Source organism: Photobacterium sp. GJ3 (assembly GCF_018199995.1).
In the GTDB taxonomy this organism is placed as follows: Bacteria; Pseudomonadota; Gammaproteobacteria; order Enterobacterales; family Vibrionaceae; genus Photobacterium.
This window is the reverse complement of the sequence record NZ_CP073578.1, coordinates 3,165,326-3,179,147: the sequence shown is the minus strand read 5'-3', so window position 1 is coordinate 3,179,147 and position 13,822 is coordinate 3,165,326. Positions and strand designations below refer to the sequence as shown.

13 protein-coding genes and 1 pseudogene are annotated in these 13,822 nt (G+C 51.5%); 4 read left to right on the top strand and 10 right to left on the bottom strand.

All coding sequences use genetic code 11. The annotated features are described in order from the left end of the window. The first annotated feature begins 8 nt into the window (after positions 1-8). The gene (locus KDD30_RS14770) at positions 9-1,040 is read left to right on the top strand and encodes an NAD-dependent epimerase (RefSeq protein ID WP_211646509.1); all 1,032 of its coding nucleotides are present in this window, start codon (positions 9-11) and stop codon (positions 1,038-1,040) included. A 22-nt stretch (positions 1,041-1,062) separates the two neighbouring features. Here the strand turns inward: KDD30_RS14770 and coaD are convergent, their stop codons facing one another. The 4 genes from coaD to KDD30_RS14750 all read right to left on the bottom strand — a co-directional run bounded on the left by coaD (position 1,063) and on the right by KDD30_RS14750 (position 4,293). Further along, entirely contained in the window at positions 1,063-1,545 is a 483-nt protein-coding gene (gene coaD / locus KDD30_RS14765; protein WP_211646508.1) for a pantetheine-phosphate adenylyltransferase, read from the bottom strand. Next, on the bottom strand, positions 1,542-2,336 hold the full coding sequence (locus tag KDD30_RS14760) for a glycosyltransferase family 2 protein (protein ID WP_211646507.1): 795 nt from the start codon (positions 2,334-2,336) through the stop codon (positions 1,542-1,544). Before KDD30_RS14760 ends, coaD begins: the two co-directional genes overlap by 4 nt. Continuing rightward, positions 2,333-3,118, bottom strand: coding sequence for a glycosyltransferase family 2 protein (locus KDD30_RS14755; protein WP_211646506.1), 786 nt, complete (start codon positions 3,116-3,118; stop codon positions 2,333-2,335). The genes KDD30_RS14760 and KDD30_RS14755 overlap by 4 nt, the downstream gene beginning before the upstream one ends. A 98-nt stretch (positions 3,119-3,216) precedes the next feature. Beyond that, complete coding sequence (locus tag KDD30_RS14750) at positions 3,217-4,293, bottom strand: glycosyltransferase family 9 protein (protein ID WP_211646505.1); 1,077 nt, start codon at positions 4,291-4,293, stop codon at positions 3,217-3,219. A 104-nt stretch (positions 4,294-4,397) separates the two neighbouring features. Between KDD30_RS14750 and KDD30_RS14745 the strand changes: the two are divergent. After that, positions 4,398-5,095: pseudogene (locus tag KDD30_RS14745) on the top strand (3-deoxy-D-manno-octulosonic acid kinase). Between the two features lie 3 nt (positions 5,096-5,098). Here the strand turns inward: KDD30_RS14745 and waaA are convergent. Genes waaA through rfaD form a run of 6 tightly spaced genes read right to left on the bottom strand, consistent with a single transcriptional unit; the run spans position 5,099 to position 11,664 of the window. After that, entirely contained in the window at positions 5,099-6,379 is a 1,281-nt protein-coding gene (gene waaA / locus KDD30_RS14740) for a lipid IV(A) 3-deoxy-D-manno-octulosonic acid transferase (RefSeq protein WP_211646504.1), read from the bottom strand. Positions 6,380-6,391: 12 nt separating this feature from the next. Continuing rightward, complete coding sequence (locus KDD30_RS14735; RefSeq protein WP_211646503.1) at positions 6,392-7,351, bottom strand: glycosyl transferase family 90; 960 nt, start codon at positions 7,349-7,351, stop codon at positions 6,392-6,394. Positions 7,352-7,362: 11 nt separating this feature from the next. After that, the gene (gene waaF / locus KDD30_RS14730; protein ID WP_211646502.1) at positions 7,363-8,397 is read right to left on the bottom strand and encodes a lipopolysaccharide heptosyltransferase II; all 1,035 of its coding nucleotides are present in this window, start codon (positions 8,395-8,397) and stop codon (positions 7,363-7,365) included. A gap of 12 nt (positions 8,398-8,409) precedes the next feature. Continuing rightward, positions 8,410-9,687: an O-antigen ligase gene (locus KDD30_RS14725; protein WP_211646501.1), complete on the bottom strand. Its 1,278-nt coding sequence runs from the start codon at positions 9,685-9,687 to the stop codon at positions 8,410-8,412. A gap of 5 nt (positions 9,688-9,692) precedes the next feature. After that, positions 9,693-10,679 carry a lauroyl-Kdo(2)-lipid IV(A) myristoyltransferase gene (gene lpxM, locus KDD30_RS14720; RefSeq protein WP_211646500.1) on the bottom strand — a complete coding sequence of 329 codons (987 nt, stop codon included), beginning with the start codon at positions 10,677-10,679 and terminating at the stop codon, positions 9,693-9,695. A 40-nt stretch (positions 10,680-10,719) separates the two neighbouring features. After that, entirely contained in the window at positions 10,720-11,664 is a 945-nt protein-coding gene (gene rfaD / locus KDD30_RS14715) for an ADP-glyceromanno-heptose 6-epimerase (protein WP_211646499.1), read from the bottom strand. A gap of 186 nt (positions 11,665-11,850) precedes the next feature. On the opposite strand from rfaD, the gene KDD30_RS14710 reads away from it, so the two are divergent. Together KDD30_RS14710 and KDD30_RS14705 are read left to right on the top strand one after the other, a co-directional pair. After that, the gene (locus tag KDD30_RS14710; RefSeq protein WP_211646498.1) at positions 11,851-12,498 is read left to right on the top strand and encodes a TetR/AcrR family transcriptional regulator; all 648 of its coding nucleotides are present in this window, start codon (positions 11,851-11,853) and stop codon (positions 12,496-12,498) included. A 130-nt stretch (positions 12,499-12,628) separates the two neighbouring features. After that, the gene (locus KDD30_RS14705) at positions 12,629-13,822 is read left to right on the top strand and encodes a glycine C-acetyltransferase (protein WP_211646497.1); all 1,194 of its coding nucleotides are present in this window, start codon (positions 12,629-12,631) and stop codon (positions 13,820-13,822) included.

Here is a 13,822-nt window from a genome sequence, read left to right as displayed (position 1 = left end):
GGGTGAGCATGCGTTATCTGATAACGGGTGTGGCTGGTTTTATTGGCAGTGCGGTGGCACAGCGTCTGTGCCAGATGGGCCATGATGTGGTCGGGATTGATAACTTCAATCACTATTATGATGTCCGGTTGAAACAGGCAAGGGTGCAGCAAATTGCGCATCCGAGTTTATTGGTGCTTGATTGCGATCTGGCCGACCGGGAAGCCATTGCCCGGTTATTTTTGATGCATCGGTTTGATCGGGTGATCCACTTGGCCGCACAGGCCGGTGTTCGTTATTCCCTTGAAAACCCCATGGCGTATGCCGACAGTAATCTCAACGGCCATCTGACCATTCTGGAAGGCTGCCGCCGTCATCAGATTGAGCATCTGGTCTATGCTTCCTCCAGCTCTGTTTATGGGCTCAACCGCAAGCTCCCGCTGTCAACATCCGACAGCGTCGACCATCCGGTTTCTTTATACGCCGCGACCAAAAAAGCCAATGAACTGATGGCACACACCTATTCTCATCTGTATGGCATTCCGACAACAGGGCTACGCTTCTTTACCGTCTACGGCCCCTGGGGACGTCCGGATATGGCCTTGTTTAAGTTTACGTCGGCGATTCTTTCCGGAGAGCCGATTGATGTCTTCAACCACGGAGACATGCTGCGCGACTTCACTTACATCGATGATATTGTGGAAGGGGTGGTGCGCATACAGGATCACATTCCGACGGAGGATCCGAACTGGCGGGTGGAAAACGGCACGCCAGCGACCAGCGCTGCACCTTATCGAGTGTACAATCTCGGACATGGTCAGCCAGTTCAACTGATGGACTTTATTACGGCGCTGGAGCAGGCGCTGGGTCGTGAAGCCATGAAACGATACCTGCCGATGCAACCGGGTGATGTTTACGCAACCTATGCAGATACCCAAGATTTATTTGAAGCGACCGGGTTTCACCCTCAAGTGAGTGTGCCTGAAGGCGTGCAAAAATTTGTGGCGTGGTATCTGGATTATTACGGGCAGAAGGCTGGCGGAAAAGTGGCGGCCGGATGACATCCTGTCCGCCATCATTCACTTATTTTGCGAGCTTGGCTTTCAGGGCCTGAGCCACCGTCGGGTGGACAAACTGATCGACCTGACCTTTGTGCAGGGCAACTTCTTTGACGATGGTCGATGAGATAAACGAGTTCTCTTCGGCGGGTGTCAGGAACACGGTTTCCAGCTCCGGCATCAGGCGTCGGTTCATGTTCGCGAGCTGGAATTCGTATTCGAAGTCGGAAACCGCGCGCAGGCCACGCACCAGAATGTTGGCTTGCTGTTCGCGGGCAAAATCGACCAGTAACCCGGAAAAGCCAACGACGTCGACGTTGTTCAGGTGGCTGGTGACGGCTTTCGCCAGATCTACACGCTCCTGCAGGTCGAACAACGGCTTCTTGCTTGGACTGAAGGCAATGCCCACGACGACTTGGTCGAACATGGCTGCGGCGCGTTCTATCAGATCCTGATGGCCGTTGGTGATCGGGTCAAATGTGCCGGGGTAAATGACTCGGGTTGTCATGCGTTTTCATCCATAAATTTATCAATACCATTGTCGCAGCGGGTCAGCTTCTGACGGACGGTGTTCTCCAGAATTTCGTCGTTTTTCGCCAGCGAGGCTCTTGTATTTTCAGCATGGTACAAATGATAGCCAGCACCTGAAAATTTCAGATATAAGCGGTTCAGGCCCAGATTCAGCAGCCGATGGACAAATTCGCTGTCCTCGCGTCCCCAGCCGACAAAATCATTATTAAACCCATTGATTCGCAGGATATCCGCCCGCCAGAAAGACATATTGCAGCTCCGGGTGGATTTATCCGTATTGGAGATTCTGGAAAAAGCGCGGCTTAACTTAGGGCATTGCAGTGTGTTGTGCCGATTTTTCAGCCCGGACGCGAACCAGTAAGGCAGTTTTTTCGATGCAATGACTTTCTGGCTGCAAGCCTCGTTCAGGAGCACACGACCGCCCTGAATAAATTGTCCGGGTTTGGCGTGACGAAGATGCGCAGCGACAAAGTGTTGAGGCAGAACCATATCTCCATCAATGATGATGAGATACTCAAACTGTGCTTTGGCCATGGCCCGGTTTCGGCTTTCCGCTGCCCGGAAGCCATCATCGGGCTGCCAGCTGTGGATCAGGGGAACTGGAAAATCTGATGCCGCCGCTGCAATCAGCGCCTGGGTATCTTCACGGGAGCCGTCATCGGCAATGATGACTTCTCCCGGCAGGACACTTTGCTGTCTGATACTGTCCAGGACGACACTGAGTGCTTCTTTCCAGTTGTATGTGGTGATGATCAGTGACGCTTTCATTTGGAATTCCTTTGCTGATATTCCCTCAGCCAGAGATCAATGTATTTGATAAATGTGGTGTGCATGGTCAACCACGCCAGAATAAACCCGTGCCGACCATCCAGAAAGCCGCGTTTGAGAATATACATTTTCAGGAAGCTGGCCAGCGCATGGAGCAGGGCGGTGCCTAAGCCGGCTTTTTTTCGGCCTTCCCGCTCATCCGTCCAGGCTTTCAGATACTTGGTGGTTTTATTGAGATAATGGTGCAGATTGTCATAGGTGTCATGGAGCAAACGGCCTTTCAGCGGACGAATCTCCAGCCCATTGGTCAGCACTTTTTCGTGTACCAGTGCATCGTTATAGCGGGCTTCTTCCCGACGATACAGGCGAACGACCCAGTCTGGCGACCAGCCGGAATGGCGAATGGTTTTCCCGAAGGCGTCGCTCAGACGATTCAGCCGGTACGCTGTTTTGGTTGGATTGGCTTTCAATGCAGCCTGAATATCAGCTTTGAGTTCAGGTGTGACGCGCTCATCAGCATCCAGCACCAGCACCCAATCTGTGGTCATGTGATTCTGTGCACGCTGACGCTGCAGGCCAAATCCCGGCCAGTCTTCATAAGCGTAAAATTGATCGGTGTAGCGGCGCGCAATCTGTTCGGATTCATCTGTACTGCCTGAGTCGACAATGACAATTTCGTCAACCCAGCCTGCGACGGTATCCAGACAGGCTGCCAGATGCTTGGCTTCATTTTTGATGATCATCAGCACGCCCAGAGTGCTGCGGGAGGTGTCGGCGGTCATTCAGCGTCCAATTCAATAAGATGGCGGTACGAATATGCCAGTGATTATGCCGACCGGGTCACTCAAAGTAAAATCCCGGCCGATTTCTGTGAATCAGTTTATCGCTTTACGGGGGTCATGCTTGGTGACGCGCAATGTTCCTGAACAATGCGGTCAAACATGGTAATGACTTGCTCCGCTGAGATGCGCTGCATGGCCTGTTCATCCTTCACCCGGCTGCGCCAGGGCAACTGGCTGACGGGTTGTCCGGTTTCGGCCTCAATGCATTCATCATAAACACTGACGACATAGGGGCGGGACAGGTAGGGCCCGGTGCGTTTGGGGTTATGGTGCGCATACAAGCCCAGCACTGGCGTCCCAACGGCGACGGCCATATGTGCCGGGCCGGTATCGGGGGCACAGACCAATGCTGCCTGACGGAGCAGTGCCAGCAGCTGTTTCAGGCTGCTTTGGCCGATCAGATTATTGACCGGAAAATCCAGTCGTTCTTCGATGGCATTGCCCAGGTCCACTTCGATCTGGGCCGGGCTGCCTGCAAGGATCACGGCAAAACCTTGTGCATGGGCATGACAGGCGAGAGCTGCATAGCCTTCCGGTGTCCAGTTTTTATAGCCTTTGCTGGCTGCAGGCGTGATGACCAGCGTGTTGTCCTGATGGATTTGCTGATCTGCCCAGCGCTGATCCTCTTCCGACAGCGGAATGTCCCAGGACGGGGTCAGATCTGTGACACCCAGTGTGGCGGCAAATTGCATGAAGCCGTCCAGAACGTGTGGGGATTGCGGAGACGGTACTTTCACATTGGTGAAAAGCTGCTGTAGATCGCTGCTGCGCTCGGCATCAAATCCCAGTTTATAGGTTGCCCGGATCCCCAGGCTGACAATGCTGGCACGAATGGCGGTCTGCATGTGGAGCAGGGCATCAAATCGTTCGCCTTTCAGTGCCTGCCAGACGGCTTTGTAGCCAGCCCAGCCCTGTTTTTTATCAAACACGATCACCCGGATCCCCGGTATTCCTTTCAGCAGCCGTGCTTCTACTTTGCCGCAAATCCAGGTGAGCCGGGTTTCCGGCCATTGACGCTGAATGGCCTGCGCCATGGCAATGCTATTACAGACATCCCCGATCGCCGACAGGCGAAGGATACACAAAGACTCGGGAGCGGAAGTGAATAAAGTCATGACACCTGCTTTTCAAAGGTTCTGCCGGAAAATGCCAATGAATTATGCATTAGCGACGCTGGAATTGTAAAATAGCGCTTTTCAACCGCTTGAGATACAGAAAGATGGAAATACGGGAGCAGGATAACTGTCGGGTCATGTTCGACCCGGACCTATTGCAAGAAGACCCCTGGCAGTGTTTTGAACCGGATTTCTGGCAGGCTCAGCAGGCGGTCATTGGCAGTGCGCGCGGGCGTGGCACTACCTGGTTTGTCCGGGGGCGCGGCTGGACATGGCGTTGCGGCATTATTATCGCGGTGGGTTGTTTGGCAAGCTGGTGAAAGATCAATACTGGTTTTCTGACTGGGCATCCTGCCGCAGCATGGCTGAGTTCAATTTGCTTCAGCATCTGGTCACGCAAGGGGTGCGGGTTCCCCGTCCGGTCGCTGCCCGTGTGTGCAGGTCAGGCCCTTATTACCGGGCCGATTTACTGACGGAGAAAGTCCCGGAGGCGACCGATCTGGTTGATCGCCTGCAACAGGGACCGCTGACCGACACACAGTGGCAGGCTGTGGGGGCAATGATCCGCAAGATGCACGACAGCCTGGTGAATCACACTGATCTGAATGCCCATAATATTCTGTTGGATGCACAGGCGCAGATCTGGCTGATTGATTTTGATAAATGTGCTGTTGAAGCGGGTGAGTCATGGAAAGCGGAGAATTTGTCCCGCCTGCATCGTTCTTTTGTCAAAGAAGTCGATAAGGCGGGTATTCACTGGCAGGAAGTCGACTGGCAAGCCCTGCTGGCTGGTTATCAGTAAGGCTTAAGGTTGAGGGAACGTCAGGGTTGCGGCCAATGCATCCAGTGTGCGTTGAATCGCCCCCTGATTGTTTTTGACAACCTTGAACGCCGCCTGGCCCATGTCTGATTGTGCCTGGGGATCGGAAAGCAGCCGGGTGACGGCTTCGGCCAGTTGCTCGCTGTTCTCAACAATGTTTGCTCCACCAGCCTGCAATAACTGGGTGGTGATATCCGTGAAGTTAAAGTAACTCGGGCCACTCAGGACAGGTTTTGCCAGCGCTGCCGGTTCCAGCAGGTTATGTCCGCCGACTTTATCGCCAATCAGGCTGCCCCCGACAAATGCCACATCACAGGCACCCAGCAGCAGCATCATTTCTCCCATGGTGTCAGCCAGATAGACCGACGGCTCGCTCAGCACTTCTTGTGTGTGTGTTCGGCGTGCTGTGGTGAATCCGCGTTGCATGCAGAGTGCTTCCACGGCATCGAATCGTTCCGGATGGCGGGGAACCAGAATCAGTAAGGCATCCGGATGCTGAGACAGTACCTGGCGGTGTGCGTCCAGCACTTGTTCGTCCTCGCCACTGTGGGTGCTGGCCGCAATCCAGACCGGTCGTTGCTTGCCCAGTTCATCTCTGAGGATCTCACTGGCCTGCTCGAGCCCGTCGGGCAAAGACAGATCAAATTTAATCGAGCCAGTCACCTGCACCACGCTGTCTGGTACGCCTAATTGATTGAATCGATTGGCATCATCCTGATGCTGGCATAACACCTGATCCAAATGTTTTGCCAGCAAATTGAACAGGGGCTGGACCTTGGCATAGCGCTGGCAAGAGCGTTCAGACAGTCGCGCATTCAGCACAGTCACCGGCAGTCCGGCCCTTTTGGCAGCGGCCAGTGTGTTCGGCCAAAGCTCTGTTTCCATGATACAGAGCGCGCGGGGTTGCTGCGTGCGGATAAACGCACGTAACGCGAAGGGAAAATCCAGAGGCATGTAGCGATGTTCGACCCAGTCGCTGAGTTTTGCTGCCTGTTCTGCCCCCGTCGCTGTCGTTGTCGTCAGCAGGATGGGTAAATCCGGATAGCGCTCTTTCAAGGCTTTGATCAGTGGTGTCACCGCCAGCGTTTCACCCACAGAGACGGCGTGAATCCATAACGGCTGGTGGCCGTTTACTTTCGGACTGATGCCAAAGTGCTCCTGCCAGCGTTTTCCGATTGGGGGAACACCAGGGCGCTTTTTATACAGGGAAGCCAACAGGAAAGGTGCGGCCAGCATCAGCAGGCAGGTGTAGACAAAACGTAGCATCGATTCTCTCTTTTACTTCGGTTGCCACTGGCCGGACAGCTCAAAGTATTTTTTCAGGACCAGCAGACCAATCAGCTTTTCCCGACCCGGATGGCGAAATTGGTGGACATGTTCATGAGCATTGGCAATGATGGCTTCTGCCGCTTCCGGGTGCTCGCTGTAATCACGGATTTTGTCTTCCAGATCAGAAAAATCATCCTTTAATTCAACGTAATGTACACCAGCTTTCAGGGTGCCTTCCATGAACCAGGTTTCAAATTTGGGTTTGGGCATGAGACAGAGTGAATTGGACGACATTGCCCATTTCAGGTTGGTTGCTACATCATTGCCCTCAATACACAGAATAAATTTGTGCTGAAGCTGCTCTGAAATCGACAGGAAACCCTTGTCCCAAGGTTTTGCGGGCTCGCTATGATTGGTTTGGCCAATGTCACACAGCGGGTGGTCATAATACTGTTGTACGAACTCGATTCTGTGAGGCTGGTAAGCCGCACCACGCCAGACGGCGGTGTTCTTTTTCTCCCGAAATGACAAGGTATCGGTGATGAAGTTGAAATGACGGACCTGATTGAGTTTAAAGAGCACCGCATTTGCATTGTCCCCCTGAATCGGACGCGCCTTCACCAGAAAGGGAAAAGGCTCGAGATGGGTCTCGTCGCCGAACCGGTAGGCCAGGTGATGTTTGCTATCAAAATAGTTCAGGTATTCTTTTAAATCATAGTAATACGCACTCTGGCCTTGTTTCCGGTAGCGCTTGATCTGAACCGTTTTTTCTTCGGGCAGGGTGAAGGGAGCATGATGTTTGAGGTAATAATCCACTCTGGATGCAATATAGTGTTTGTCGTATTGATCCAGAGTGTTCAGCAGGTAGCGCAACTGACGCTGGTAAATGACTTTAGGGGTCATTGAGCGCAGCAGGTTGCGACTGTAAAAAGCAAGTTTACTGTTATTTCGTTGATGTTTTAATGGCATCACACATCCATTCAATGATTATCCGACAGCGCCTCGATGGCCTGGATCACCCGTTGTGGTGGTAATTCCTTCAGACACTTCAGGTGGCCATAAGGGCATTCACGCTTGAAGCACGGACGACACTCAATGTCAGTGTGAACGATGGCCACCTGCTCTGCCAGAGGCGGTGTGTAGTCTGGTGACGTTGAGCCATAAATGGCAACGACTTTACAGCCAACCGCAGCAGAAACATGCATCAGTCCGGAGTCATTGCTGACGACAGTGTCGCAGGCTGCCAGCAAATCAACGGCTTCAATCAGGCTGGTTTGTCCCGCCAGATCGTGACAGTGAATCTGCAGATCCGCAGGCAGGGCATTTCTGATTGCGGACGTTACAGGCTGGTCTTTCGCTGAACCAAACAGCCACACCTGCTTGCCCTGCTCAATCATGTGCTGTGCAACTTCTGCAAAATACGCGTCCGGCCAGCGCTTTGCCGGACCAAATTCAGCACCGGGGCAAAGTCCGATGACCGGACGCTCTGCGCTCAGAGAGAGTCGAGCCATGGCTGCGGACTGGTTTGCTTTATCCACGCTCAGGGCTGGTTTTGGCAGTTGAGGGAGCGCTGCGCTGCTGGTCATTGCCGCTTTTGGATAAGCCAGCGCACAGTAGCGCTCGATCATCAGACCAAAATCGCGCTTATTGTTCCGTAAATCGGTCAGCAGGCCATAGCGGCTTTCCCCTTTCCAGCCGGTCCGGGCCGGAATTTTGGCAAACAGGGGGATCAGCGCAGACTTCGCAGAATTTGGCAGGATGAATGCCTGATCGTATCCCGCTTCACGCAGGGACTTACCAATCCGGTAGCGGCCGGTCAGGTTGAATTCACCGTGGCCGATGGGCATCTCCAGCGCACGATGGATTTCCGGCATACGCTCCAGAATCGGCCGGCACCATGCAGGCGCCAGCACATCGATTTCAGCGTCAGGATGCTGCTGTTTCAGGCTGGTATAGAGACACTGGGACATCACCATGTCGCCAACCCAGGAAGGGCCGATAATCAGAATTTTCATTGCTCAGTGCTTTTATAATAATGATGAAGTGTTTTGGTTGCTGTCTGTCGTCGCTACAACTGGATTTTTATATAGACATCCAGCTAAAAAGATAGCCGTAAACACAGTGTAAAACATGAGACCTGAGTTATGGTTCAGGAAGTTCTGTGTTAAACAGTAACTGGCGACCAGAATGACATGGATAACACCACACTGGGCAAAGATCCATTGACTGTCATGCTTTTGATACAGGCGGCTATAGCGCAAGAAAATTGCCAGCGGGACTGCAAATAACAAAATGAGTGCAGTGATGCCGATCAATCCTTTTGTTGATGCTTCTTCCAGGTACTGGTTATGGGCTCGGCCGTAATGCGTCACAACTTTAGAAACTTTACCTTCCGCAACGTAACGTTTCTCAGCCAGATCACGTCCTGGAAAACCCTGGCCAAATACGGGTTTCTCCGAGAGGCTCAACCAAGCACTTTTCCACATCTCAAACCGGGCACCAAGTGATGATCCGCTATTATCCTTTTGTGTATAGAGTTCAACATCGGCGTAGGCCTGGTTGATGCGATTTTCAACTTCAGGCAGCACAGCGCTACCAATCAGCAATAAACTGACAGAAATCAGCGCGAATAATCGCTTTGAGAGCAAGTGGCGGAACTGATAAATAATATAGAACAAGACAATGGGAGCAAAAAGCCATCCGCCACGGGATCCGGATAAGATGGAACCCGCCATACCAGATAAGGCTGCAGCCAGAAACATCAGACTAAGAAGATATTGTTTTTTGCCCCAGTAGTAAAACATGGCAAAGAGCGACAACAAACCTAAGGTCATTGCGGTATTGCCCGACTGGATGGGCATGTAACCTTTAACAACACTGCCGGTATAAGCTCGGCTCATGTGAAGCACTTCAATATGATATACCGCAACCATACCGGCTGTGAATGCGCCAATTCCGATGCCAGCTAACAGCCACTCTTTTCGTGGCGGGTAGCGGAGCAGGAGGAACAGGATAGGGAGAGTGAGTATAGTCCGGCTTGGAATATCTGCTTCACTGATATTTCCGCCATAGATCAGTAGAGAAGCGACAACCACAAGAAAGTAAGCACTAAAAGCCATTAAGATCTGCTTAATTTCCCGAGTGACCAGTTCTGATTTGATGCCGAATAGAAAAGGCAGTGCCAGTACCAAAAGAATGACGGGCACAGGCTTATAACCGCCACCAAACATCAGAATTGAGGCAGGATACGCTGCGGTGAGAAACGCAATCAAGGCTCCAAAATGTGGTGCAATCTTGGCTTTCATGGTCATTAAATTCCGTCGATCTTCAATGTCTGATAGGGATTGGGTTCATTATCCGGACGGGTTTTTAATAGGCGCAAATTCCACATATATTGTGAAGGATTTGGCGCTACCATACTTTCTAATGAATGAGCCAGAATGTCAGCATCTCGTTGCAAATCGTTTGTCGGCAGATCTTCCAGTGCTGGCGAAATATGAATTTCGAATTTACCTGTTTCAGCATTATATACAGGCATCATTGGGACAACAGCAGCACCTGTCATCCGAACAATTTTACCAAGGCCCGCAAACGTGGCTTTTTTGGTGGCAAAGAAATCTGTGAACTGGCTTTGCTCAGGTCCAAAATCCTCATCAGGCAAATAATAGCCCATGTAGCCTTGTTTGATTGCTTTCAAATAAGGCTTCAGGCCTTCTTCGCGGGTATAACACGCGCCACCATATTGCAGTCGTTGTTTGCTGATGAGCCAGTCATAGACCGGCTGTCGGTGTTGCGGCTTCATTAAAGCGGCGATAGGTAAGCCCAGTGATGCCCAGTATATTCCTGGAAAATCGATCGCCCATGCATGTGGAACCAGCATAATGAGTGGGCGATCTTCTTCAATCAATCGATCGAGATGTTCTCGGCCAACAACAAGTGTGCGATTCTGCAGGTGAGATTTACTTTTGAACGTGAGTTCACCCATTGCGAGAATCACCTGAGTCGCCACAGCAAACATGTCATCAATCATGGCTTCCCGCTGCGCAGGACTCTGCTCAGGAAAGCACAGCGTTAAATTGACCTGGGCTCGCTGGCGAACTTTTTTAGCGCGTCGGCCAACGAATTTACCCAGTTTACCTGCAATTGGATCCCTGACTTGCCAGGGAATGAGCGCAAAAAGCATTAAAAAGCCAATACTGATCCAAGTTCCCCAATGCTTCGGGTGTAAGAAAGACCACTGAAATCTTGGTCGGTATCCCTGATTGGTCAGTGGCTGTATCGTGCGCGACAATTTCACAGGTAATTACTCAATGATGATTTTATGTAATAAGGTGGGTTTAACGATTCAAAATCGCCATATATTCAGCAACGCCTTCTGCGACCGTTTTGAAGGCCTCCGTATACCCGGCGGCCCGAACTTTCGAGAGATCTGCCTGAGTATAGGTCTGATAACGGCCTTTCAGATGTTCCGGGAACGGGACGGTTTCCACTTCGCCTTTGCCGTGGTACTGAATCACAGCATCTGCAACGGCCTGGAAGCTTTCTGCACGGCCTGTACCGCAGTTGAAAATCCCCGATACGCCGTTTTGCCAGAACCACAGGTTCACTTTGCAGACATCGCCGACGTACACAAAGTCACGTTTGAAGGTGGTTGAGCCTTCAAACAGCTTCGGATGATCACCTTTGAGCAATTGTTCGTTCAGATGGAATGCGACAGAGGCCATGCTGCCTTTGTGCTGCTCACGCGGGCCGTAGACGTTGAAGTAACGGAAACCGGTGATTTGCGACAGTGTTTCGCCGTGGGCTTCTGCATCTTGCCACAGGCGGCGAACATAGTTGTCGAACAGCTGCTTGGAATAGCCGTAAACGTTCAGTGCACCTTCATAGGCTTTTTCTTCAATGAAGTCTTTGTCGCGGCCGCCATAGGTGGCTGCTGAGGATGCGTACAGAAACGGAATTTCACGCTCAAGACAGAAGTGCAGCAGCTCTTTCGAGTACTCGTAGTTATTGAGCATCATGTATTTGCCATCCCACTCTGTGGTTGCAGAGCAGGCGCCTTCATGGAACACGGCTTCAATCGGGCCGAAGTCATCACCGGCCATGATTTGGGTGATGAAGTCTTCTTTGTCCATGTAGTCGGCAATGTCTAAATCGACCAGATTCGCGAATTTAGTTCCGTCTTTGAGGTTATCGACGACAAGAATATCGTTATACCCCTGTTCGTTCAGCGCTTTTACAATGTTGCTGCCGATCATGCCGGCGCCACCAGTCACAATAATCATGGCACTTCCAGTTTTCTGTCTGAGAATCACGGTGGTCTGAGGTCTGTAAACTAGCAGACGAGCCACACCACCGCGTCAATAATTCGTCAATAGTTATGATAACATCATCGGGGTTTGTTGATCTTGATTTTGAGCCCACAAAGTGAACAAACCCTGACTGCCAAAGGTGATGCAAGTGAGAGGCCTATGAAAACCCGCGATAAAATTATCCATGCCGCACTGGAGCTCTTTAACGACAGTGGAGAACCTAAGGTGACCACTAACCACATTGCGGCCCATATGGGCATCAGTCCCGGCAATTTGTATTACCATTTCCGTAATAAGGAAGAGATTATACACAGTATTTTTGATGAATACGCGCAGGAGTTGCGTGTTCGTTTTCAGCCGGGCGAAGAAGCGGAGCTGTCATCTGACAGTTTGCTGCAATATCTGGATGCTGTGTTTTTACTGATGTGGCGATACCGTTTTTTCTATGCCAACTTGCCCGATATTCTCAGTCGAGACCCTGTCTTACAGGATAAGTATCTGCAAGCACAGGAAAAACTGCATCAGGACATTATGGTGGTGATGCGTCATTTTCGTGCCTTGGGTCTGGTAACGCTGGATGACGGCGATCTGTCCGATCTGGCGAATACACTGAAATTGGTCGCCAGTACCTGGATTTGCTACCAGACTGCTCAGGCGCCAAAAGCAAAAATTACCAAGGCGGTAATTTATCAGGGGGTGCTTCAGATCCTCAGTATTATAAGACCTCTGACCAGTGCTCAGGGTCGGGAAGTCGTTCTTCAACTTGAATCACATTATTGTGATCAAGTCAGACAGGATGTTTCTTAGTTGTCGACGTTGCAGAGCTTAGTCCTTAAAATTCGCTTAACTTTGTAATAATGTAGCGATCAATAACTAATTTGTTAGTATGTTGTTCGTTTGAATTGGCAAAATCGCCTTTACGAGTTTGGAGAGCAAGATGTCAGCTGCCTTTTATCAACAGATCGCCGATCAGATTCAGGAAGTGAAAGCAGAAGGATTATACAAGAGTGAGCGTGTGATCACTTCTGCACAGAAAGCCGATATCCAGATCACGTCCGGTGATCAGGTTTTGAACTTCTGTGCCAACAACTATCTGGGTCTGGCTAACCACCCGGCGTTGATTGAGGCTGCCAAACAAGGCATGGATGAGCACGGTTTTGGTATGGCTTCAGTGCGTTTTATCTGCGGTACGCAGGACGCACACAAGGAACTGGAAAATAAACTGTCAGCCTTCTTGGGCACGGAAGACACCATTCTTTATTCTTCCTGTTTCGATGCGAATGCGGGCCTGTTCGAGACAATTCTCGGCCCGGAAGACGCCATTATTTCTGATGCACTGAATCACGCATCCATCATCGACGGTGTTCGTCTGTGTAAAGCGAAGCGTTTCCGTTATGCCAACAACAATATGGCAGAGCTGGAGCAGCAACTGATCGCCGCGAATGAAGCGGGTGCCCGTCACAAGCTGATCGTGACAGACGGCGTGTTCTCAATGGACGGTGTGGTGGCGAATCTGCCAGCCGTTTGCGATCTGGCGGATAAATACGATGCGCTGGTGATGGTGGATGACTCTCACGCCGTGGGCTTCATGGGCGACAACGGTCGCGGTACGCATGAGTATCATGATGTGATTGAGCGGATCGACATCATCACGGGGACGCTGGGTAAAGCGCTGGGCGGTGCTTCAGGCGGCTATACTGCGGGCAAGAAAGAAGTGATCGACTGGCTGCGTCAGCGCTCGCGCCCATACCTGTTCTCGAATTCACTGGCGCCAGCCATTGTTTCTGCATCGATTCGCGTTCTGGATCTGCTGGCAGAAAGCAGCGATCTGCGTGCACAACTGTGGCAGAATGCTGCGCACTTCCGTACCCGTATGTCTGAAGCGGGCTTCACACTGGCAGGGGCGGATCACGCGATTATCCCAATTATGCTGGGTGATGCGAAAGTTGCGGCTGAATTCGCTGAGCGTGCACTGAAAGAAGGCATTTACGTGGTGGGTTTCTCTTACCCTGTGGTACCGAAAGGCCAGGCGCGTATCCGGACGCAAATGTCTGCTGCGCACAGCCAGGAACAGCTGGACCGCGCCATTGATGCCTTCATCCGTATCGGTCAGGACATGGGTATTCTCTGA